The organism is Rhodococcus sp. C-2 (assembly GCF_027854095.1).
GTDB lineage: Bacteria > Actinomycetota > Actinomycetes > Mycobacteriales > Mycobacteriaceae > Rhodococcus_F > Rhodococcus_F qingshengii.
Genome location: NZ_JAQGFI010000002.1, coordinates 395,097 through 416,875, shown reverse-complemented (window position 1 = coordinate 416,875; position 21,779 = coordinate 395,097). Strand labels below are relative to the sequence as shown.

Annotated in this window: 19 protein-coding genes and 1 pseudogene; 11 read left to right on the top strand and 9 right to left on the bottom strand. The window is 62.9% G+C overall.

Annotated features, from left to right (window positions below; all coding sequences use genetic code 11):
- Nucleotides 1–56: 56 nt before the first annotated feature.
- The 6 genes from PCS43_RS05715 to PCS43_RS05690 all read right to left on the bottom strand — a co-directional run bounded on the left by PCS43_RS05715 (nucleotide 57) and on the right by PCS43_RS05690 (nucleotide 5,185).
- Entirely contained in the window at nucleotides 57–929 is an 873-nt protein-coding gene (locus PCS43_RS05715) for a biotin-dependent carboxyltransferase family protein (protein WP_209911285.1), read from the bottom strand.
- Between the two features lie 57 nt (nucleotides 930–986).
- Nucleotides 987–1,601, bottom strand: coding sequence for a 5-oxoprolinase subunit PxpB (pxpB, locus tag PCS43_RS05710; protein WP_083197630.1), 615 nt, complete (start codon nucleotides 1,599–1,601; stop codon nucleotides 987–989).
- Nucleotides 1,598–2,359, bottom strand: coding sequence for a LamB/YcsF family protein (locus PCS43_RS05705; RefSeq protein WP_209911288.1), 762 nt, complete (start codon nucleotides 2,357–2,359; stop codon nucleotides 1,598–1,600). The genes pxpB and PCS43_RS05705 overlap by 4 nt, the downstream gene beginning before the upstream one ends.
- Before the next feature lie 34 nt (nucleotides 2,360–2,393).
- On the bottom strand, nucleotides 2,394–3,275 hold the full coding sequence (locus PCS43_RS05700; RefSeq protein WP_209911291.1) for a metal ABC transporter permease: 882 nt from the start codon (nucleotides 3,273–3,275) through the stop codon (nucleotides 2,394–2,396).
- Entirely contained in the window at nucleotides 3,272–4,150 is an 879-nt protein-coding gene (locus tag PCS43_RS05695) for a metal ABC transporter ATP-binding protein (protein WP_209911295.1), read from the bottom strand. The genes PCS43_RS05700 and PCS43_RS05695 overlap by 4 nt, the downstream gene beginning before the upstream one ends.
- A gap of 84 nt (nucleotides 4,151–4,234) precedes the next feature.
- Nucleotides 4,235–5,185 (bottom strand): metal ABC transporter solute-binding protein, Zn/Mn family, encoded by a 951-nt coding sequence (locus tag PCS43_RS05690; protein ID WP_209911299.1) that lies wholly within the window; start codon nucleotides 5,183–5,185, stop codon nucleotides 4,235–4,237.
- 139 nt (nucleotides 5,186–5,324) lie between these two features.
- Between PCS43_RS05690 and PCS43_RS05685 the strand changes: the two genes are divergently transcribed.
- Nucleotides 5,325–6,413, top strand: coding sequence for a LacI family DNA-binding transcriptional regulator (locus PCS43_RS05685; protein WP_003945452.1), 1,089 nt, complete (start codon nucleotides 5,325–5,327; stop codon nucleotides 6,411–6,413).
- 3 nt (nucleotides 6,414–6,416) lie between these two features.
- Here PCS43_RS05685 and otsB read toward each other — a convergent pair whose 3' ends face one another.
- Nucleotides 6,417–8,957 (bottom strand): trehalose-phosphatase, encoded by a 2,541-nt coding sequence (gene otsB / locus PCS43_RS05680; protein ID WP_003945932.1) that lies wholly within the window; start codon nucleotides 8,955–8,957, stop codon nucleotides 6,417–6,419.
- A gap of 87 nt (nucleotides 8,958–9,044) precedes the next feature.
- Entirely contained in the window at nucleotides 9,045–9,683 is a 639-nt protein-coding gene (gene kstR, locus PCS43_RS05675; protein WP_003945752.1) for a cholesterol catabolism transcriptional regulator KstR, read from the bottom strand.
- Nucleotides 9,684–9,777: 94 nt separating this feature from the next.
- Between kstR and PCS43_RS05670 the strand changes: the two genes are divergently transcribed.
- From PCS43_RS05670 to PCS43_RS05645, 6 genes are all read left to right on the top strand, one after another.
- Nucleotides 9,778–11,940 (top strand): acyl-CoA dehydrogenase, encoded by a 2,163-nt coding sequence (locus PCS43_RS05670; protein WP_042920534.1) that lies wholly within the window; start codon nucleotides 9,778–9,780, stop codon nucleotides 11,938–11,940.
- 83 nt (nucleotides 11,941–12,023) lie between these two features.
- Entirely contained in the window at nucleotides 12,024–13,064 is a 1,041-nt protein-coding gene (locus PCS43_RS05665; RefSeq protein WP_209911302.1) for an acyl-CoA dehydrogenase family protein, read from the top strand.
- Nucleotides 13,049–14,200, top strand: coding sequence for an acyl-CoA dehydrogenase family protein (locus PCS43_RS05660; protein WP_007734012.1), 1,152 nt, complete (start codon nucleotides 13,049–13,051; stop codon nucleotides 14,198–14,200). Before PCS43_RS05665 ends, PCS43_RS05660 begins: the two co-directional genes overlap by 16 nt.
- Before the next feature lie 7 nt (nucleotides 14,201–14,207).
- Entirely contained in the window at nucleotides 14,208–15,200 is a 993-nt protein-coding gene (locus PCS43_RS05655) for a bifunctional MaoC family dehydratase N-terminal/OB-fold nucleic acid binding domain-containing protein (protein WP_054187923.1), read from the top strand.
- Nucleotides 15,201–15,202: 2 nt separating this feature from the next.
- Nucleotides 15,203–15,643 carry a MaoC family dehydratase gene (locus PCS43_RS05650; protein WP_020968404.1) on the top strand — a complete coding sequence of 147 codons (441 nt, stop codon included), beginning with the start codon at nucleotides 15,203–15,205 and terminating at the stop codon, nucleotides 15,641–15,643.
- A complete protein-coding gene (locus tag PCS43_RS05645; RefSeq protein ID WP_209911305.1) occupies nucleotides 15,640–16,809 on the top strand; it encodes a lipid-transfer protein in 1,170 nt (389 codons plus the stop codon). Before PCS43_RS05650 ends, PCS43_RS05645 begins: the two co-directional genes overlap by 4 nt.
- A gap of 111 nt (nucleotides 16,810–16,920) precedes the next feature.
- Here PCS43_RS05645 and PCS43_RS05640 read toward each other — a convergent pair.
- Nucleotides 16,921–18,224 (bottom strand): annotated as a pseudogene (locus PCS43_RS05640) (DUF222 domain-containing protein).
- Between the two features lie 85 nt (nucleotides 18,225–18,309).
- Between PCS43_RS05640 and PCS43_RS05635 the strand changes: the two are divergent.
- The 4 genes from PCS43_RS05635 (at nucleotide 18,310) to PCS43_RS05620 (ending at nucleotide 21,774) form a co-directional block, all read left to right on the top strand.
- Nucleotides 18,310–18,876: a GNAT family N-acetyltransferase gene (locus PCS43_RS05635; RefSeq protein WP_209911307.1), complete on the top strand. Its 567-nt coding sequence runs from the start codon at nucleotides 18,310–18,312 to the stop codon at nucleotides 18,874–18,876.
- A gap of 31 nt (nucleotides 18,877–18,907) precedes the next feature.
- Entirely contained in the window at nucleotides 18,908–19,909 is a 1,002-nt protein-coding gene (locus PCS43_RS05630) for an AraC family transcriptional regulator (protein WP_209911312.1), read from the top strand.
- Nucleotides 19,910–20,043: 134 nt separating this feature from the next.
- Nucleotides 20,044–20,454, top strand: a complete 411-nt coding sequence (locus PCS43_RS05625; protein ID WP_047269632.1) for a VOC family protein — start codon at nucleotides 20,044–20,046, stop codon at nucleotides 20,452–20,454.
- 180 nt (nucleotides 20,455–20,634) lie between these two features.
- Nucleotides 20,635–21,774 (top strand): serine hydrolase domain-containing protein, encoded by a 1,140-nt coding sequence (locus tag PCS43_RS05620; RefSeq protein WP_260646520.1) that lies wholly within the window; start codon nucleotides 20,635–20,637, stop codon nucleotides 21,772–21,774.
- Nucleotides 21,775–21,779: the final 5 nt, after the last annotated feature.

The following is a 21,779-nucleotide window of genomic DNA, read 5'->3' as shown; positions in this document are numbered from 1 at the left end:
CTGGCGACGGCCGAGCGCCGCCGGCAGCATTGCTGGCGCGGCTGAGACTATCAGCGCTACGACGGCCGAGTAGTGGCCTTGAAGGTAATGGTGCTGCCGGGCCGCAGCTGTGCCAGCGACGCAATCCCGGCGTCGGAAACGACGGCGATGACCGGGTATCCGCCGGTCACGGGATGGTCGGCGAGGGACACGACGGGCTGGCCGCCTGGTGGCACCTGGATGGATCCCGTCACGACGCCTTCGCTCGGCAATTCCCCGGTGCGTGAGCGATGCAAAGGCCCTTGGCCCTGTAGCCGGACCCCGACTCGGTTGGTGTGTTCGGTGACTTTCCACGTGGTGTGAAGGAGCGCGTGAACGGATGCGGCGGTGAACCAGGAATTTCGGGGGCCGAGCGTGATCTCGATCGGAACCGCGCCGAGTGCAGGTGCGGGCGGTGGAATCAACTCTTCGGTGGGCCACGTCCCTTCCTCGGCCCCGAGGAGGAGCAGATCGCCGGCGGCGAGCGGCGGCGGCCCGAGTCCGGAGAGCGTGTCGGTGGATCTGCTGCCGAGTACCTGCGGGACGTCGACGCCACCGCGTGCAGAGATGTACGTTCTCAACCCGGTTGTGCTGTAACCCAATTCGAGAATGCTGCCACTACCCAGATGGATGCTCGCGTAGTCAGGTGCCGGCCGTCCGTCGACGGCCAGCGGCACCCGCGCGCCTGTCGCTGCCACCGTCATCGAACCGACGGCCCGCATAGCGAAACCCCCAGCGGTGACTTCGATGGTTGCTGCTCGAAAAGTGTTGCCTACGAGTCTGTTAGCGCTGTCGTGCGAGATCATGTCGACGGCGCCGGATCTGCCGACCCCGAGAGCGCCGTAGCCTCTCCGCCCGCGGTCCTGAACTGTGGCGAGCGGGCCGGTACGCGCAACCTCGAGCCAGGCCATGAATCCATTGTCCCGCAACAGCGCGGTGAAGACACCAAAATCATGCTTGCACCAAAATCATGCACGGACAAAGGTGACTGTGGTGCCGGGTAGAAGCAGCGCCGGCGGGCGGCGCTCGGCATCCCACACCGACAGTTCCGTCGTTCCGATCAACTGCCAGCCGCCCGGGGAGCTACGCGGGTAGACGCCCGAGAACGGTCCGGCCAACCCGACTGCACCGGCCGGGACCTGCCTGCGCGGGTCCGATCGACGTGGAACTTCGAGCTTTCTCTCGTTGCTGGTCAGATACGCGAAGCCGGGGGCGAAACCGATGAACGCGACGGTCCACGACGCAGACGTGTGAGCATCGATCACACCGTCGACCCCGAGTCCGGTCAGCTTGCCCACCTCTACGAGATCGGGGCCGTCGTAGCGGACCGGAATCTCGACAGCAGACCCGCTCTCGTCTGCTGTGAGTTCGATCGGTACGGCCCCACGTACCCATTTCTCCACCAGTTGGTGCGCGGTGATCGTGTTGTCGTACTCGATCAAGATGGTTCGCGCCGCGGGAATCAGGTCGATCACGCCGGGGATCCGACTGGCGTCGAGAGCCCTGAAGTTGCCCAGCACGCTCGGCAGTTCGTCGTACTCGACGAGGACTGCGGATTCACCGGCGGGCAGGATCGTGATCATGTGAACGGCGTGATCTCGACGTCGGAAGATTCGAGGAGAGCACGGATTGCCACGGCCATGTCGACGGCTGCCGGACTGTCACCGTGCACGCACACCGATGCGGCAGCGACTTTCAACGTGCTCCCGTCGACTGCGTCCAACTCGCCGTCGACGACCATTCGCCGAACCCGTTCTGCAACAAGCGTCGGGTCGTGCAGAACGGCGCCCGACTCGGTGCGGGGGACCAGGGTGCCTTCCGCCGTGTACGCACGATCGGCAAAAGCCTCGGCGACCGCGTCGAGACCGGCCTCGCGCGCCTCTTCCAGAAACACCGAACCAGGTAGTCCGAGAACAGGTAGCGAACTGTCATAGGCAACGACGGCGGCGACCACGGCCCGCGCCTGCCGTCGGTGATGGACTATTGCGTTGTAGAGCGCGCCGTGGGGTTTGACGTACGTGACCCGCGATCCGGCGACACGAGCCAAACCGTCGAGTGCCCCTATTTGATAAATGACGTCGGCGGTGAGGTCCTTCGGGGACACGTCGATGAAGCGTCTGCCGAAACCGGCGAGGTCTCGGTACCCCACCTGCGCGCCGATCCGGACGCCGCGGGCGGCGGCGGATTCGCAAGTCGCCAACAGCGTTGTCGGGTCGCCGGCATGGAATCCGCAGGCGATGTTCGCGCTGGTGACAAGTTCGAGCATGGCGTCGTCGTCGCCCAGGGTCCAGGCTCCGAAGCCCTCGCCGAGGTCGCTGTTCAGATCAACGCTGTAGCCCATACCTCGATTCTAGGTAGGTATGGGCTCTCGGTGTTCAGGCCTGCGCCGGAATCCGTCCGGCATTCTTGCGACGTGCGGATCCGAAGAGTCGGCATATCAGGTAGATCACGAACGAGACCGAGGTGACGAAACTCGAGACGGGAACGCCGGGGGCCAGCGAGAGAAGGATGCCGCCGACGGCTGCCAGTTCGGCGAACACGACGGAGAGGATCGTGGCCTTGAGTGGGCTTGCCGTGACGTACGCGGCGGCCGCTGCGGGGGTGATCAGCAGCGACATCACCAGCAGAGCACCGACGATCTGTACGCCGAGTGCTGCGGTGATGCCGACCAACACTGCGAACACGATCGACAGTGCCCGGACCGGAACACCGCGAGCTGCAGCAACTTCGGGGTCGGTGCTTGCGAACAGCAAAGGGCGGTAGATGAATCCGAGTGTGCCGATCACGATGACCGCGCACAGCAGCAGAAGTTCGAGACCACTGTTTCCCGGCGCCACGATCTGTCCGACCAACAACGAGAAGCTGGTTCCCGTGCGACCGTCGTACGCCCAGAGGAACAACACCGACAGGCCGAGGCCGAAAGCCATGATCACGCCGATCACCGAATCTCGGTCGCGCGCTTTGGCTCCGAGCAGTCCGAACAGCACTGCCGCGACCACGGATCCGACGATGGCACCGAAGCCGACGCCCACACCGACGAGAAGTGCGGCGGATGCGCCCGTCAGTGACAGCTCACTCGTTCCGTGCACCGAGAACGACATCTGACGGCTCACGATCAGCGGCCCGATGATGCCGGCCAACAATCCGAGGATGGCACCGGCAATCAACGCCTGTTGGACGAAGTCGTACTGCAGTAGGTCGACGGTGGCGGACACGTCGAACATCCGCGACATCGCGTCGGTGAACTTGTTACTCACTGGTGGTGATCCTCATCAGAATGGTGAACGCCTTCTCCCGGGCGTAGTCCGCCTGCGCTGCCGAGCGCGTCGATGGCGTCTCCGGTGCCGATCACGACGAGGCGGCCACGAACCTGCAACACTTCAACGTCGGTGTTGTACAGATCCGAGAGAACCTCGGACGTCATCACTTCGGCCGGCGTCCCGATCCGGAATTTACCGTCCACCAGATAGAGCACTCGATCCACCAACGGCAGGATCGGATTGATCTCGTGCGTCACGAACAGCACCGCGGTGTCATGGCTGCGCCGCCGCTTGTCGATCAGCGTCGAGACCAGGTGCTGGTTGGCGAGGTCGAGGCTGAGCAGCGGCTCGTCGCACAACAGTATCCGCGGGTCGCCGACCAAAGCCTGTGCGATCCGCAGTCGCTGCTGCTCACCGCCGGACATGGAACCGATGGGAGCGTCGGCGAACGACTGGGCGCTGACCTGTGCGATGGCGTCGTCGACGATCTTGCGGCGACGACCCCGACGCAGTAGGCCCGTACCCCACTGGTGACCGTCGACGCCGAGGCCGACCAGGTCGCGGCCGCGGAGCGGGAGGCCGTCGTCGATCGATTTCTGCTGCGGGATGTACCCGACGTGTGAGTTCCCGGCCCGTGCCGGCGTGCCGACGATCTGTGCACTACCGCCGCTGAGTTGTAGTTGGCCCAGCAGAATCTTCAGGAGCGAGGTCTTGCCCGACCCGTTCGGCCCGAGTACGGCGATGAACTCACCTGGCTGTACCTCGAGATCGAGCCCGTCCCACAATGTGCGGGCGCCGAAGGACAATCGAGCGTCCTTCAGCGTCACAGCGGGCACGGAGGCCTCTGAAGGCGCGGAATTACCAGAAGGCACGGTGTTACCAGGGGGCACAGGAGTATTCGCGGAAGTTTCTGTCACAAGCCGATCGGTTCTTCTCGGAAATGGTGGGGCAAATAATTACTGGGCAGAGAGGGCGTTTGCGAGCGACTCCGCGGTCTGCGTCTGCCACTGAATGTAGTCCAGGCCCTCGGGGAGAGTCTCCGTAACCTCGACGACGGGCACGCCGGCGGTTTCGGCTGTGGTGCGCATGTCCTGGGTCACTTTGTCCTGCGTCTGGATGTTGTAGACCAGTGCGCGGGCCTGCTTCTCCGAGAGGAGCTGGCGCGTTGCGGCGATTGCGGCCGGTGAAGGATCGTTGCCGTCTTCGATGGCACTGGTGAACTCTTCGGGAGTTGCGTCCTTCAGTTCAGCTGCGACCAGGAGGTAGTGCGCGATCGGCTCGGTCTGCGCCACCGGTGCGCCTGCGTGGGCAGCGGCGATGGAATCGGTGATCGCTGTGACGCCGGCGAGCTTCTGGCTGTATGCCTTCGCGTTGTCCTCGTAGGTCGCCGCGTTGTCCGGATCGAGAGCGCTCAGCTGATCGGCCACCGAATGTGCGACGGCGTCGACGGTCGGGATGTCGAACCAGACGTGTTCGTTGACTGCGCCGTGGGTGTGACCGTCATGCGATTCGCCCGCGGTTTCGCCGGCGTGGATGCCGCCGTCGAGCAGGTTGTAGGCGTTGACCGTCTTCTGCTCGCCCTTGCCTGCGTCGAGGACGTCGGTGATGAACTGGTCGTAGCCGCCACCGTTGTAGACGACGAGCGATGCGTCGGTGATCTTGGCGGCATCGGCGGGAGTCGCCTCGAACGAGTGCGGGTCCGCGGACGGCTCGTTGATGATCGACGTCACGGTCAGCTTGTCGCCGGCGACGGCCTGCGCGACGTCGCCCCACACGTTCGTCGATGCGACGACGGTGATGCTGTCGTCCTTCGAGGAGGTTGAGCTGCACGCGGTGAGCGCGAATGCTGCGGCGACCGAGACGGCCGCGAGGGCGGTGGCGGTGCGGAATTTCGACGACGAACGCACGTGCTTTTCTCCTGAACAAAGGCTGGGCTAAATGCTATTGGAAACCGTTACCGTTACACATTAGCGCATAGTCGCTGGTAGTTCACCTTCGGTTCAGCCCCAACGCGCCGTCTGCGGGCACTACGGCTAACGTCCGTTTATGCCCCGGTCCCGTCAGCCACGCCGTCAAGCCACTTTGGCGTCGCTTGCCGCCGAGCTCAATGTGTCGAGAACTACAGTCTCGAACGCGTACAACCGACCCGATCAGCTCTCCGTCGAGCTGCGGGATCGAGTGCTCCAAGCGGCCAAGCGACGCGGATACCCCGGACCTGATCCGGTCGCCCGCTCCTTGCGAACTCGCAAAGCCGGCGCCGTCGGTCTCCTGCTTACCGAAGCACTCAGTTATTCGTTCCGTGACCCGGCTGCCATGAGCTTCCTGGCCGGTCTCTCGGAATCATGTGAGGACGCCGGCCAGGGCTTGCTGCTCATCCCGGCCGGGCCCGGGCGCGACGAGGTGGATGCTGCGGCCGTGGTCCAGCAGGCGGGCGTCGACGGCTTTGTCGTCTACTCCGTGGCCGACGACGACCCGTATCTTGCCGCCGTGCTCGAGCGTCACATTCCGATCGTCGTCTGCGACCAGCCCCGCGAGATTCCCGGTGCATCCCTCGTGGGCATCGACGACCGCGCTGCCATGCGCAAGGTCGCCGACTACCTCATCGGTCTCGGACACCGTGACATCGGCGTGCTCTGCATGAGGCTGGGGCGCGACCGGATGGACGGCGTCGTCAGCCAGGAACGACTCAAGTCCCCACACTTCCACGTCCAGCGTGAGCGGATCGAAGGAGTGCGCGACGCGATGGTGGCGGCCGACATGGACCCACTCTCACTCACCGTGATCGAGCGGTACGTCCACACATCGCAGTCCGGGCACTCGGCGGCGGCGGAAGCTCTCGCGACCAACCCCGAGATCACCGCACTGGTCTGCACCACCGACGTGCTGGCTCTCGGCGCTTTGGACTGGGCGCGCTGGCAGGGCATCGATGTACCTGGCCAACTGTCGATCACCGGATTCGACGGCGTTGACGAGGCGCTGCGTGAATCACTCACAACGGTGCGCCAGCCCCAGGAAGAGAAGGGCCGGCGTGCCGGTGCGCTCTTGATGTCGCCGTCCGGATCCGGCGTTCCGATAGTCGAGATGCTCGACACCGAACTACTGGCCGGGCGAACATCAGGTCGGATCAAGGGGTAGCGCTCACGCCAGGAGTTGGGCGCAGCGCAACAAGCCCAGATGGCTGTACGCCTGGGGGTGGTTGCCCAGTGAGCGTTCCGCGATGGGGTCGTACTCCTCCGCGAGCAGTCCGGTGGGACCCGCTGCCGCGACCAACTGGTCGAACAGTGCCTCTGCTTGCAGGCGTTGCCCGATCAGTAGGTATGCCTCGACGAGCCAGGCGGCACAGAGATGAAATCCACCTTCGATGCCGGGCAGGCCGTCGTCGTGATGGTAGCGGTATACCGTTGAGCCGCTGCGTAGTTCGGCCTCGGTGGCTACGACGGTCGCTGCAAAGCGCGGATCCGTCGGATCGATCAGCCCCGACAGTCCGATGTGCAGAGTCGCCGCGTCGAGATCGGTGCCGTCGTAGGCCGCGGTGTACGACTGGACGTCGTCCTTCCAGCCTTTGTGTCGTACTTCGTCGGCGATCTGGTCACGCAGTTCCGCCCATTCCGGCAGAGCCTCGCGAGAAAAGCGGGTCGCAAGATCGACGGCGCGGTCGACGGTGACCCAGCCCATAACCTTGGAATAGACGTGGTGGCGCGGGTTGTCGCGAATTTCCCAGATGCCGTGATCGGGTTCGAACCAGCGCCGCTGCACTGCTTCGACCATGGCGCACACCAGTTCCCAGTCGCGGTCGCTCAAAGGATCGGGATCACCGGCCTTTTCGCGTGCATTCGCCAGTTCGACGATGAGCTCGACGATCGGGCCGAACACGTCCAGTTGAACCTGCTGATTCGCGGCGTTTCCGACGCGGACCGGCCGGGAGCCGGCGTATCCGGGGAGTGAATCGATGACGGCCTCTGGCGGTAGCGAAGTCCCGTAGAGCGTGTAGAGGGGGTGCAGGCGCTCGGGTCCCGGCAGTGTTTCGAGCACGCGGTGGACCCAGTCCAGGTAGTTCTCGGCCTCGTCGGTGGATCCGACGCTCACGAGAGCTGTTGCGGTGAGGGCGGCGTCGCGCAACCAGCAATAGCGGTAGTCCCAGTTGCGGACTCCGCCGATCTCTTCCGGCAGGGACGTCGTCGCGGCAGCCATGATGGAACCCGAATCGGCGTGGACCAGCCCGCGCAAGGTCAGTGCAGAGCGTTTCATCAAGTCCGGCTTCAGCTTCGGGAGTTCGAGCGTCTTGGCCCAATCGGACCAGTAGGCCTCCGAGGTCGCTCGACGCTCCAGCTCCGGAACGTCGGAAGGGCCGATTTCTTCTGTTCCGCAGCGCAATTCGAGGACGACGTCACCCTTGGACGGCTCGACGATGGCGTGGGCGGTCTGCTGGTTTCCGTCGGTGGCGATGTTCCACAGCACGCCGGGGGAGCGGAGTACGTACGGCTCGTTGGTGCCGAGGACCCGAATGCCCTCGTCGACGACCTCGAGCGTGACCTGACCCTGGCCGAACTCGGGACGGGGTGCAAACGAGACGATCGCGTCGGCCTGACCGGAAATGATGCGGGTCAGGTCGGTTCGTCCCTGTGGGACGTCGTGGGGGAGGTAGTCGGTGACGGACAGGCTCGCCCAGCGGGTCTGAACTGTCATCGTGCTGTCGATGTACTTCTGGCTCAGCGGCAAGGCTGTGCGTCGAGGCCCGACCGAGAAGTGGCCGGCCCCGGTTCCGCCGAGAAGGTGTGCGAAGACGGCCGCTGAATCCGGTTCCGGGTGACACAACCAGGTCAGCGTCGCATCCGGGGTCACCAAAGCGACGGTGCGCGGACTGGCGAGCATCGAGAGTCGCTCGATGGGCGGAGCGTCGGCGCCGGAAAGCCACGTACGACGCTCGTCGAGCAGGAATGCCAGAGCGGCAGCGACGTCCTCGGTGCTGTCGACGCGATAGTCGGCGACGGTGTCCCCGCTGCCGACCTTGATTCCGATGTCCGGCCCCTGAAGCCTGCTGAACGCCTTTTCGTCGGTCACGTCGTCGCCGATGAAGACGGCAGCGGTTGCGCCGTCCTGATGGCGAATCAAGTCGAGTGCGTGCCCCTTGTCGGTGGCGATGACAGCCAACTCGACCACCGATTTGCCCTCGGTGACCTGAACGCCTGGCCAGAGTGCCGATTCGGTGCGGACGGCGATGAGCGCCTTCTCGGCGTCGTCGGCACTGGTGTTGCGTACGTGCAGTGCAACGCTGGCGGGCTTCTTCTCCACCGTTGCCCCAGGGGTGTCGGCGGCGATTCGGCCCAACTCGGTGACGATCTCGTCGAGCAGTTTCCTGGCGTCGGCGTCGATCGCGTGAACGAATCCGATGTCGAACTCGGAGCCGTGGCTGCCGACCAATTGCACTTCGGCGGGAAGTCGGGACAGCGCAGCCAGATCCTTGAGGGCGCGGCCCGAGATCACGGCAGCCGTCGTCGACGCGAGGCTGGCGAGAGAGCGAAGCGCACGCACCGTTTCCGCCCGGGGATACGCCTTGTCCGGGTTGGCGACGATGGGTGCCATCGTCCCGTCGTAGTCGGAGGCTACGAGCAGACGCGGCGTGCGTGCCACGCCTGACAGCGCTCGGCGGAGTTCGATGGACAGATCTTGTGCGCTCACCTCTTCAAATCTAGGTGATGCAGCGACTCCTGGCTCGATACGTTTCCGGCCGATCAGTGCAAAAATGACAGATGCGACAAAGGATGTCTATTCGGGTTTCCGAGTTCCGTCACCGAGCAGCAGTTCAACCGTCAATTCCAGTCGATTGGCGACATCGGTAGCCGAAGAGCGTCGCGTGAGCCATGCCACCAAATTGGACAGCCACACATCGGAGATCACGCGCGCGATCGCCAACTGCTCTTCGGTTGGCTCCTCTTCGGTCATCGCTCGTGCGAAGAGGCGGTCCATCAACTGGCCCACCTGATCGACCTCGGCCGCTGCGGAGGCGTCGGCGAACATGAACGCGCGAGTCATCGCTTCGGTGAGGAGCGGATCGCGCTGCATCGCGCGGGTGATGAGGCTGAGGATCAGCTGCATCCGCTCGAGCGGACTGGTTCCAGGCGGGATCTTGCCCTTGGAATCGATCTTCTCGAATTCGCGTGCCAGGGCGGACACCAGTAGGTGAACCTTGGACGGGAAGTAGCGATAGAGCGTTCCGACTGCGACGTCGGCACGCTCGGCCACGGCGCGCATCTGAACAGCCTCGTAGCCCCCCTTGGACGCCAAGGCGAGTGTTGCGTCGAGAATCCGCTTGCGGCGTTCACGTTGCGCGTTGGAGCTGAGATCGTCGTCCCCGAGCGTTGCAGAAGCAACCGCGTTGGAGCGGGATCGGGATGTTGTGGTCATCGACAAATTCCTTCGCGCCTTGACTCTTGGCCAGGTGTCATATTAGAACACGTTCTAAACAATTGTGTCACTTATCGAGAGGCGGGAACCAGTTGTGACAATCGCCACGACCGATGAACAGCGGGCGGTCCAGGAATCGATAGAGGCCTGGGCTCGCTCGGCCACGCCGATGGACATGGTACGCCGTGGACCAGCAGTTTCGTGGCGGGAGAAATGGTCCGAGTTCGCGTCTCTCGGGATATTTTCGGTCGCCGTTCCCGAAGCGGTAGGCGGAGCCGGGGCCGAAATCGTCGATCTCGCAGCAATGCTCGAGCAGGCGGCAATCGAACTCGTGCCGGGTCCTGTTCTCACGACTGCACTCGCAGCTCTGGTGGTGGGGCGTAGTTCGTCGCCCGCTGCCAAGCGATGGTCCGAAACGCTCGCCGACGGTGCGCTGCCGTGTGCCGTCGTATTGGACGAAAGTCCAGTTGCGGCAACGGCGAATGCGTCCGGCGGCATCGAGCTTCATGGCGAAGGAGGTTACGCCTGGGGCGGCGATTCAGGCGTATCGGTACTCGTGTCGGCGGGCGTCGTGTCCGAAGACGAAGGCTCGCGTGTCGTCTGGGCTCTCGTCGACGGAGACAGCGAAGGCGTGACCTACGAAGCGGTCGACACGATCGACAAGTCGCGACCACTGGCGCGAGTCTCCTTCGATCGAGTGACGGTCGATGCCGACCGAATCCTCGATGACATTGCGCCAGGATCGGTTTCCGACCTAGCGGCGGTACTTGGGGCTGCCGAAGCTGCCGGAATTGCGGCGTGGAGCCTGCGTACTGCGGTGGAGTACGCGAAGATTCGCGAACAATTCGGAAAGCCCATCGGCTCGTTCCAGGCGATCAAACACATCTGCGCCGAAATGCTGTGTCGCGTAGAGAATGCCGGAGCCGTCGCCTGGGATGGTGCGGTCGCTGCCGAGTCGGGCGACGAACTTCCGATCGCCGCAGCAGTGGCCGCCGCGGTGTCGCTGGATGCCGCTGTCGACACGGCAAAGGACTGCATTCAAGTGCTCGGCGGCATCGGATTCACCTGGGAGCACGAGGCGCACTTCTACCTTCGTCGAGCACTGTCGCTCCGGCAGATTCTGGGCGGATCGTCTCATTGGCGCGCACGCGTCGCGGAATTGACGATCGGCGGCGCACGGCGTCACCTTCAGATCGACTTGAGTGAGCTCGAATCCGACCGGTCCGAAATTCGCGAAGAGGTAGCGCAATTGGTGGCGCTGCCCGAATCCGAGCAGCGCAACGCGTTGGCCGAATCGGGCTACCTTGCGCCGCACTGGCCCAAGCCGTACGGCCGGGGCGCCAAGGCCGCGCAACAGATTCTGATCGAAGAAGAGTTGGCGGCCGTCGGTATCGGCCGACCCGATCTGGTGATCGGCTGGTGGGCAGTGCCGACCATCCTCGAGCACGGCAGTGCGGAGCAGATCGAAAGATTTGCGACTCCGACGCTCAAGGGCGAGATCACCTGGTGCCAGCTCTTCAGTGAACCCGGCGCAGGTTCGGATCTTGCGGCACTGCGCACGACCGCGGAAAAGGTCGACGGCGGTTGGAAGCTGAACGGCCAGAAAGTCTGGACTTCGCTTGCGCGTGAAGCTGACTGGGCCATCTGCCTCGCCAGGACCGATCGCGAGGTTCCCAAGCACAAGGGCATCACGTACTTCCTTCTCGACATGAAGACGGCTGGGATTCGAATCTCGCCGCTGCGCGAGATCACCGGAGATGCCCTGTTCAACGAAGTCTTCCTCGACGACGTCTTCGTCCCGGACGAGTGCGTCGTCGGCCAGCTCGGTGGAGGCTGGAAACTGGCCCGAACGACCCTCGCCAACGAGCGGGTCGCAATGAGCGGTGGCTCTTCGCTCGGCGGTGCGATGGAGGAATTGCTCGAGCTGGCGGGCGATCCCGATCCTGTGGTTGCAGACAAGCTCGGTGGGCTGATCGGAACCGCCATGGTGGGCTCGTTGCTGGAATTGCGCACGACACTGCGGCAATTGGACGGTCAGGATCCGGGCCCGGCGTCGAGCGTCCGCAAGCTGGTGGGCGTGCGCCAGCGTCAGAATGTCGCAGAGTTCGCCATGGAATTGGGTGGCCCGGCCGGATGGGTGGAGGGTCCGCTCTCGCGTGAGTTCCTCAACACGCGATGCCTGTCGATTGCCGGCGGAACTACGCAGATTCTGTTGACCGTCGCCGCGGAGAGAATTCTGGGCCTGCCCCGTGATTAGACGGCGTGAGTAGAGGCCTTTAGAAATGTCCACGTTGGTGATACAACTAGAACACGTTCTACATCAGAGACAGGATTGCCAGCGTGGACTTCACTCCCGATGAAACCCAGGAAGCGGTAGCCGAGGTGGCTACCGCGCTCCTTGCCCGCGAACTGGAGCCGGACGCGCTCTGGGCGGCATTCGCCGATGCCGACCTGCTCACGTTGGCCCTGCCCGAGCGTCTGGGCGGCGAGGGACTCTCCGTCGCCGACGTCGGTTCCCTCCTCGTCGAGGTCGGCCGGGCCGCCGCTCCAATTCCGGCTCTCGCAACCCTCGGCTTCGGTGTACTCCCCATAGTCGCTCTGGGGACCGACGCTCAACAGGACGAATTGCTCACCGGAGTCGGCGCCGGACGGGTGTTCACCGCGGCGCTCGGTGAGCCGGGTCAGCAGTTCCCGGCACAGCCGTCGACCACCGCCCATCAGTCGGGCGACTGGTATCGCGTCAGCGGGACGGTGCTTGCCGTGCCTTTCGCGGCGAGCGCACACAGAATCCTTGTGCCCACCGACGCCGGAGTCGTTCTCGTCGATCCGACCGCCGCCGGCGTCGCATTGACGCCGACTCCCAGTGCGTCCGGCAGTCCGGAGTTCGCAGTCACCCTGGACGAGGCCGTCGGTGAACTTCTCGGTGCCGGCGAGGAAGCCGTCCAGACGCTGTACCGGATCGCCACGGCAAGCATCGGAGCCGTTGCAGACGGTTTGGTGTCCGGCGCCGTCGATCTAACTGCGGCACATGTCGGCTCGCGTGAGCAATTCGGTAAGCCGCTCGCCACGTTCCAGGCAGTCTCACAACAGATAGCCGACGCGTACGTCACCTCCCGGACCCTTCACGTCGCGGCGTTGTCGGCGTCCTGGCGCGTGTCGGAGGGCCTGGACGCCCAGTCGGACCTCGACGTCATGGCGTACTGGATCGCCCAAGAAGTGCCTGCCACGATGCAGGTGCTTCACCACCTGCACGGCGGTCTGGGCGTCGACGTCACGTATCCACTTCATCGTTACTACTCGACTGCAAAAGACCTGGCACGCCTGCTCGGCGGTGCTTCGCAGCGACTCGACCTCGTGGGGGCCCGGTGTTCATCGATCTGACCGACAGTCAGCGCGCATTGCAAGCTGAACTTCGACGCTACTTCTCGACGCTGATCTCGCCCGAAGAGGCCAAGATCATGCGCGTGGAGCGGCATGGCCCTACCTATCGCGAGGTCATCCGTCGTATGGGCAAGGACGGCTGGCTCGGCGTCGGCTGGCCGGTGGAGTTCGGCGGACGTGGGTTCGGTGAAGTCGAGCAGCAGATTTTTGTCAACGAGGCTGTGCGGGCGGATGTCCCACTGCCTTCGGTGACGTTGCAGACCGTCGGCCCGACTCTGCAGAAGTACGGCAGTGAGGAGCAGAAGCAGAAATTCCTGCCCGCGATCCTCGCCGGTGAAGTGCATTTCGCGATCGGCTACACCGAACCGGAAGCCGGCACCGACCTTGCAGCACTGCGCACTTCGGCGGCACGAAATGGCGACGAGTACGTCGTCAACGGCCAGAAGATTTTCACCACCGGCGGGCATGACGCCGATTACGTGTGGCTCGCCGTGCGGACAGGGTCTGCCGATTCACGGCACCGCGGCATCTCCATCCTGATCATGGACACCAAAGATCCCGGCTACACCTGGACCCCGATCATCACCTGCGACGGTGCGCATCATGTCAACGCTACCTACTACGAGGACGTTCGCGTTCCGGCGAACATGCTTGTGGGTGAGGAGAATCAGGGCTGGCGCCTGATCACGACGCAGCTCAACCACGAACGCGTCATGCTCGGTCCGGCAGGTCGTGTCGCAGGGATTTACGACCACGTCTTCGATTGGGCCAAGCGTGAAAACCTGCTTGATCACGTTGACGTACGGCGCGCGCTCGGCGAAATTCATGCGACGTACCGCCTCAACGAGCTGCTCAACTGGCAAGTGGCGTCGAGTGATTCGGATTCGGTGGATATCGCCGACGCTTCGGCAACCAAAGTGTTTGCGACCGAGCGTATCCAGCGGGTCGGTCGACTGGCGGAAGAGATCGTCGGGCGGTACGGAAATCCGATCGATCCCGAAACTGCTGATCTCATGGAGTGGTTGGACATGCAGATCAAGCGCAACCTGGTGATCACCTTCGGCGGTGGAGTCAACGAGGTGATGCGCGAACTGATTGCGACCGCCGGCCTGAAGCTTCCTCGCGTTCCGAGATAGGAAACAAATCGTGTCAGATCCCATTCTCACTGCTGCCGAGCGGGTTCGAGAGGACGGGCCAAGCGCTCCTCGCGCCGGCCGGGACCCCGTGAACCTGCCGATGATCCGCAACTGGGTCGAGGCGATCGGTGACGAGAACCCGATCTATGTCGACGAATCGGCCGCCCGCGCCGCCGGACACGACGGAATAGTCGCACCGCCGGCGATGGCGCAGGTATGGACGATGCGCGGTCTGGGGGCAATTCGAGAAGCCGACGATCCGTTGGGCCGGATGACGGACATCCTCGACGAGGCCGGATTCACCTCCGTCGTCGCGACCAACTGCGATCAGATCTACCACCGCTACTTGAAGCCGGGTGAAGAAGTCACCATCTCCTCGGTGTTGGAAGACGTTGTGGGACCTAAGAAGACAGGTCTTGGTGAAGGGTGGTTCTTCACTACCCGTAGCTTCTGGCGGGTCGGCGAGGAACTGGTCTCGGAGATGATGTTCCGGATCTTGAAGTTCGCGCCGCCAGTCAGCGAGAGTTCCTCCACTGACGTGCCTGCGGACCTGGACGCATCTCGGATGCTGCGCCCGACGGCGTCTCTCGACACACAGTTCTTCTGGGACGGTGTCGCCGCACACGAGTTGCGTATTCAACTGCGTGCGGATGGTTCGGTACAGCACCCGCCGGTGCCCGCGATCTGGAAAGACAAGTCGGAGCAGACCGACTACGTGGTCGCGTCAGGTCGGGGAACGGTCTTCAGCTTTGTCGTTCACCACGCCCCCAAGGTTCCTGGTCGGTCGTTGCCGTTCGTCGTGGCCCTGGTCGAACTGCCCGAGGGTGTGCGGATGCTCGGCGAATTGCGCGGTATCGATCCGTCGAGTGTGTCGATCGGGATGGAGGTGGAGGCGATCTACCTCGACTTCCCCGGAGACGACGAGACCGGGGGAACTCCCTGGACTCTGTACGCCTGGCAGCCGGTTTCTGTGTCTGCGGTTTCTGCGGTGAAGGAGTGACGATGACTTTGACGACGGATATCACTGTGGGAGAGGTTCTTCCGCAGCTCTCGATTTACGGCGACCCGACGTTTGTGGTCTCGGCGGCGCTCGCTACCCGCGATTTTCAAGATGTTCACCACGACCGCGATCTCGCACAGAAACGCGGCTCGAAGGACATCTTCGTCAACATCCTCACCGACACCGGCTTGGTGCAGCGATTCGTGACCGATTGGGCCGGACCGCGAGCTGTACTCACGTCGATCAAACTCCGCCTCGGAGTCCCCTGGTACGCCTACGACACCTTGACGCTCTCCGGAACGGTGACCTCCTACGACGAGGATCTCGTGTCGCTCGCGGTGGTCGGCAAGAACAGCCTGGGAGATCACATCACCGCACAGGTCACACTGGCATTTCCGGCGTCGGGCTCGAATGGAGACATTGAAAACGGAGACATTGAATGAGCGCATTGTCCGGCAAGGCAGCGATCGTCGGAATCGGAGCCACGGATTTCTCGAAGGACTCCGGTCGCAGTGAACTGCGACTTGCCGCCGAGGCTGTTCAAGCCGCGTTGGACGACGCCGGTCTGACACCCGTCGACGTCGACGGTCTTACCTCGTTCACCATGGACACCAACACCGAAGTGGCAGTGGCTCGTTCGGTGGGTATCCCGAACCTCAAGTTCTTCAGTCGTATTCACTACGGTGGTGGTGCCGCTGCGGCGACGATTCAGCAGGCCGCCATGGCTGTTGCCACCGGCGTCGCAGACGTCGTCGTCGCTTACCGCGCGTTCAACGAGCGATCGGGTGCGCGTTTCGGGCAGGTGAACTCCGGCCTTGTGGCGCAGGTCAATTCGTCGGGAACGGACAACGCCTTTTCCTATCCTCACGGATTGGGTACTCCCGCATCCTTTGTCGCGATGGTCGCGCAGCGATACATGCACGTATACGGAGCGTCCAGCGAGGACTTCGGTCGAATCGCCGTCGCCGACCGTAAGCATGCAGCCACCAATCCGAAGGCGTTCTTCTACGGAAAACCGATTACCCTCGAGGACCATCAGAACTCGCGATTCATCGCTGAACCTTTGCATCTCCTCGATTGCTGCCAGGAATCCGACGGCGGCATCGCGATCGTCGTCACCTCGCCAGAACGAGCCAAAGATCTGAAGAACACCCCCGCCGTTATCGCTGCCGCCGCACAGGGCAGCGGGGCAGATCAATACATCATGACCAGCTATTACCGCGACGGTTTGACCGGCCTACCGGAGATGGGCCTTGTCGGCGATCAGCTCTGGTCACAAAGTGGGCTGCGCCCGTCGGACATGCAGACGGCGATCTTCTACGACCACTTCACGCCCTATGTTCTGATGCAGCTCGAGGAACTCGGTTTCTGTGGCAGGGGAGAGGCAAAGGACTTCATCGCCGGTGGCGCAATCGAACTCGGCGGCAAGCTTCCGATCAACACCCATGGTGGACAGCTCGGCGAGGCATACATTCACGGGATGAACGGTATCGCCGAGGGTGTTCGGCAGATCCGCGGTACTTCGGTCAACCAGGTCGACTCCGTCGAGAATGTACTGGTGACTGCGGGAACGGGCGTTCCGACATCGGGGCTTGTGCTGACTCGCTGATTATCGTGGGCACAGCTTCATCAAGCGTCACGGCCGGTTGGCACCGCATCGAGGTCTCCTTCGATGCGGTGCTCGGTCCGTGTTCTGTTGTCGCCAAAGAGGTTTGACCTCTCAGGTTTTGAAGGTGGTGTTCGCCGGCCTCGGGTGCTGCTGCGGGTCGATCGAGGGTGGCGGGATGAACCAGGGTTTGTTGTCGGCGCCTATTCGGATTTCCCATTTGCCGACGAACCCTGATTTCCGGTGCATCAGTCGGTGATGTGAACGGCACAGCAGCACCAGGTTGTTCATCACCGTCGGGCCACCGTTCGCCCAGTGCCGGATGTGGTGCGCATCAGTCCAGGCGGGCACGCATGTGCAACCCGGGAACGCGCAGCCTCTGTCGCGGGCAATCAACGCAGTCCGTTGTTCGGCGGTGACCAACCTCTTTCCTGGTTTCGCATCCAAGGGCGCGCCGTGATCGTCGAGCAGAACGGTCGACAGGAAACAATCACACCCGAGAAGCCTGGTCTGCGACACCGACAGCGGGCCCAGCCAGGGCATGTGCCCGACATCAAGATCCGACACAGCCATTCCGTCATCAGAAGCAGCGGGTGCGGCGGCGCAATCCCGATGCTCCGCCAAATCACGAGCATTGATGTGCACGTTCACATGCGGACGCTGACCACCATCGGTACCGGTCTTGGCGCAGTCCAGATAGCGGCGGATCAGTTCGGTGAACCCGTCAGCCGTGCGTTTCGCCGCCGACCGAGCATCCGGCGTCCCATCCGGTGCCGGGGTCGGCATCGTCAGATTCGAAACGCCGACAACAGCATTTCACCGGTCAGGGCATCGAAATCGCCGCGCACCACCACCCGACCATTGAGCGTCGAGGCGATCCGCAACTCATTGAGATCGACATCCTCGGCGGGCGGGATCTCATCCGATTCGAACAACCGCTCCAAGGTCGCGATCACGTTCCGCACTTTTGTCGTCGTCGCCTCAACTCCGGAAGCAGCCGCAAGCAGTAGGTCGATACAGCGAGGGAGCGCTTCGTCTGGCATGCCTTTCGGTGGTGATTCACAGAACGCCACGATCAACACGGCATGCTCGAACGAGCAGTCCCCGCAATCGAACCGAGCAGCCACCGCCGGAAACGGCCGCAAAGCTGCACCTAACGCGGCGATCTTTTTCCCGTCCCGAACCTGCAGCATCGTGTTGCCCGCCAACCAGGACCCCACTCCGCGGCTGGCGATCACCTGATCATCCGGGCGCATCGACATCTCGTCGACCACCGCCACCCGCACAGCCTCGAGACGCAGAATCTCCGCACTCGCCTCGATAGCAGCGGTACGCAACTCAGAAGCAGACAACTGCCACAGACGTCCACGTAACCCCACCGCAGAACCCGAAACCACGTCCGACAACAAGACACTCATTGAATCCCCCGATCCCCTCCCCAAATCATGCTCGAACATGCGTTCGAGTCAAGAGGTGCTTTTGGGCTCGCTCTAGGATCGCTGGATGTTCACGTTGACTACGGAACGCCTTGTTCTTCGAGATTTCACTGCCGCGGATGAAGGTGCCGTCCATCAGTACGCGTCCGACCCTGCCGTCTGTAGATATGTTGATTGGGGGCCGAACACCCCCGCGGTGACCAGGGCATTCCTGGCGGACGCGGCACTCGAAGCTGCGCTCGTCGAACGTCGCACGTTCACCCTGGCCATCACGTCGAAGGCCGATGGAGCGGTCATCGGCTCGATAGCTGTGTGGGAAGTATCCGCCGCGCACCGGCGGGCGGAACTCGGTTTTGTCGTGAACCCGAAGTTCCAAGGGCGGGGCTATGCGTCGGAGGCGGGGCGCGCGGTTCTGGAATTCGCCTTTGCTCGCTTCGGAGCGCAGCGAGTGCAGGCAACGTGTCGTCCGGAGAATTCGGCGTCGGCGTCGGTGCTCACCAAAATCGGAATGGAGGAGGAGGGGCGAATGAGGGCACACATGGTGATCCGGGGGACCGCGGTGGATTCGCTGCTTTTTGCTGCAACACGACCCGCCGCCGTACAGCCAGAGATCACGTCATCTCACTTCGCGTGACCTTCCCGGGCCCTGGTGCGATACTCGAACCATGTTCGAGGATGCCTTGCTCATCGACGCGGCCGGCCGGCCCACTATGCAGCATCACCAGGCCTTTTCTCGGGACTGGGACCGCATCAAGGAGTGGTCCGACAACATCTACATGCCGTATACGGTCACGCCGATCGGAAGTCGGTTGAAGCCGGCTTCGGACATGTACTCCGCGGCAGTCGGCAAGATCGACGTCACCAGATTCTGTTACGGGATTCCGGTCTCCGTCGGTGAATGTTCGCCTGAGGCCGGAAACATTCTGGTTCTGACGACTATCAGAGGCAACGGTCGACATGCCCTCGGCGGAGGAACTGCGGTGAATACTGCCGTGGGGGAGACCTTCGTCGCCGACTGTAGCCGGACCGACTACTTCGTCGAATTCGACGAAGATCATCTGCAGCTGAATCTCACTGTGCCGCATCAGCTTGTCGCCGATCACGCCATGCAATGGTTCGGGTCGGTTCCCGACGACCGTCTGTGGCGGCACAAGTGCACCATTGGCGGGCGGGGCTCGAGTTGGCTGGCATTGATGGACTACGTCGTTCGCGCAATTGCAGAGTCGCCTGAGGCGATGTCGAGCGAAAGGCTGGGTGCCAGGGTTCAAGAACTCATCGCGGCTCAGCTTCTCGACGAGTGGGCGACGCAGGCCGGGCTGCAACTCGACGTCGACGTCGCCTCCGCCGAACCTGCCTACGTGCGATCGGCAGAGGAGTACATCGATACGTTTGCTCGCTCGGTGCCGACGGCATCGGAGATCGCGGCTGCGGTGGGTGTCAGTGTCCGGGCGCTCACTGCGGGATTTCGACGGTACCGAGACACCACGCCGGGGCAACGATTGCGCGCGCGTCGGTTGGAGGGTGTACGCGGCGAACTGTTGCGTTCCGACGGGAGAACCGTCTCCGAAATCGCCAACGCCTGGGGCTACGTCAATCTGGGCATGTTTGCGGCCACATACCGGAAACGGTTCGGAGAGTTGCCTTCCGAGACCCGGAATCGACTCTGAGGACAGTTGTTTGAACGGTCATGACGATCGTTTTACGCACTCGATGAACTGCCGTGATCCGTTGTTTCGTGTCGGAGCGTTCTGCAAGGATTGAAATCGAACGTGACAGCAATCCCACGAGCTAGGAGTACGTCATGGCAACTCGACTCAATCCGTACATCAGCTTCAACGGCAATGCCCGTGAGGCGTTGGAGTTCTACAAAGAAATCTTTGGTGGCACGCTGGCGCTGAGCACGTTCGGTGAGTTCGGCAATCCCGGTGAAGGCGGCGACAAGATCATGCACGGAATGCTCGAAACCGATCAGGGATACACCCTGATGGGTGCCGACACTCCGCCCGGCATGCCGTACAACCCCGGCGACAACATCACGGTCAGCCTCAGCGGCGACGACGGCGATGTGCTGCGCGGGTACTGGGAGCAGTTGTCGGGAACGGGAACGGTGAGCGTTCCACTCGAGAAGCAGATGTGGGGCGACGAATTCGGCGCCTGTACAGACAAATTTGGCATTTCCTGGCTGGTGAATATCGGAGCGCCCCAGAGCTGACTCCAATCTCTGCCCGGTTCTGCCGAAACGAGACAGTTTTCCTGCCGTTTCGAGGCAGAGCCGGGTGTGTGATCGCCGTTACATTCTGTTCGACAAGACAAGTTGCAAGTCGGATGGAGAAATGCAGTGACGATCGAAGATATTGCGCGGAAGCCCCTTTCGAAGCAGCGCCTCGACGACGTGCTGGCGCGAGCAACTCAGGGGGCTGATCGCGTCCCGGGTGTGGTCGCGATGATCACGGATCGAGAAGGCAACATCTACGAGGGTGCTGCGGGCGAGCGGACTCTCGGTCACGGCGAACCGATGACCCTCGATACAACCTTTGCGCTCTTCTCCACCACCAAGGCGATCACCGGTACCGCTGTCCTGCAATGTGTGGAGGAGGGATTGCTCGATCTCGATGCACCTGCAGCGACCTATGTTCCCGACATCGGTGAGCTGAAGGTCCTGGACGGTTTCGACGCCGGCGGAAACCCCGTTCTTCGGGAACCCAAGCGTGACATCACCACTCGCATGCTGCTCCTTCACACTGCAGGGTTCGGCTACGACTTCTTCAACGAGTCGTACAACCGGCTCTCGCAGGAACATGGGCAGCCCAGCGTGATCACGTGTAGCAAAGCGGCGCTCACGACACCGCTGCTCTTCGACCCGGGTGAGAAGTGGGAGTACGGCACCAACATCGACTGGGCCGGACAGGTCGTCGAGTCGATTCGAGGTCAGCGACTCGGCGATGTCATGCGCGAGCGCATCTTCGAACCTCTCGAGATGGCCGATACGGCATTCACGATGAGCCCGTCGATGAAGGATCGACTTGCGCCGATCCATCAGCGTGAGAGCGACGGAAGCCTCACTCCGCTCATCGGATTCGAGCTTCCGGCCGAACCCGAGGTGCACATGGGTGGTCACGGTTTGCACGGCACTGTCGGCGACTACATGAAGTTCATCCGTATGTGGCTCAACGACGGCGCGGGCACTTCGGGTCGCGTGTTGTCGTCGGAGACGGTAGCTGCAGCCGTTCAGAACGGGCTCGAAGGCCAGCACGTGGGGTTGTTGCCCGGAGTTCTCCCGACGCTGTCCAACGATGCGGAATTCTTCCCCGGTGTACCCAAAGGATGGGCATACTCCTTCATGACAAATGAAGAGGTGGCACCCACCGGTAGGCCGGCCGGATCGCTGGCTTGGGCGGGTCTTGCCAACCTCTATTACTGGATCGACCGGCAGACCGGCGTCGGCGGGTTCTGGGCAACGCAGATTCTGCCGTTCGCGGACGCTGGATCCATCAACGGATACCTGGAATTCGAGACCGCCGTTTACCAGTGATCGGC

What these genes read in the sequence shown, in the direction of transcription:
- PCS43_RS05635 (WP_209911307.1), top strand. Translation starts at nt 18,310, where the DNA reads ATGTTCACGTTGACTACGGAACGCCTTGTTCTTCGAGATTTCACTGCC.
- kstR (WP_003945752.1), bottom strand. Translation starts at nt 9,683, where the DNA reads ATGACCACAACATCCCGATCCCGCTCCAACGCGGTTGCTTCTGCAACG.
- PCS43_RS05705 (WP_209911288.1), bottom strand. Translation starts at nt 2,359, where the DNA reads ATGGGCTACAGCGTTGATCTGAACAGCGACCTCGGCGAGGGCTTCGGA.
- PCS43_RS05625 (WP_047269632.1), top strand. Translation starts at nt 20,044, where the DNA reads ATGGCAACTCGACTCAATCCGTACATCAGCTTCAACGGCAATGCCCGT.
- PCS43_RS05650 (WP_020968404.1), top strand. Translation starts at nt 15,203, where the DNA reads ATGACTTTGACGACGGATATCACTGTGGGAGAGGTTCTTCCGCAGCTC.
- PCS43_RS05630 (WP_209911312.1), top strand. Translation starts at nt 18,908, where the DNA reads ATGTTCGAGGATGCCTTGCTCATCGACGCGGCCGGCCGGCCCACTATG.
- PCS43_RS05645 (WP_209911305.1), top strand. Translation starts at nt 15,640, where the DNA reads ATGAGCGCATTGTCCGGCAAGGCAGCGATCGTCGGAATCGGAGCCACG.
- PCS43_RS05685 (WP_003945452.1), top strand. Translation starts at nt 5,325, where the DNA reads ATGCCCCGGTCCCGTCAGCCACGCCGTCAAGCCACTTTGGCGTCGCTT.
- pxpB (WP_083197630.1), bottom strand. Translation starts at nt 1,601, where the DNA reads ATGATCACGATCCTGCCCGCCGGTGAATCCGCAGTCCTCGTCGAGTAC.
- PCS43_RS05715 (WP_209911285.1), bottom strand. Translation starts at nt 929, where the DNA reads ATGGCCTGGCTCGAGGTTGCGCGTACCGGCCCGCTCGCCACAGTTCAG.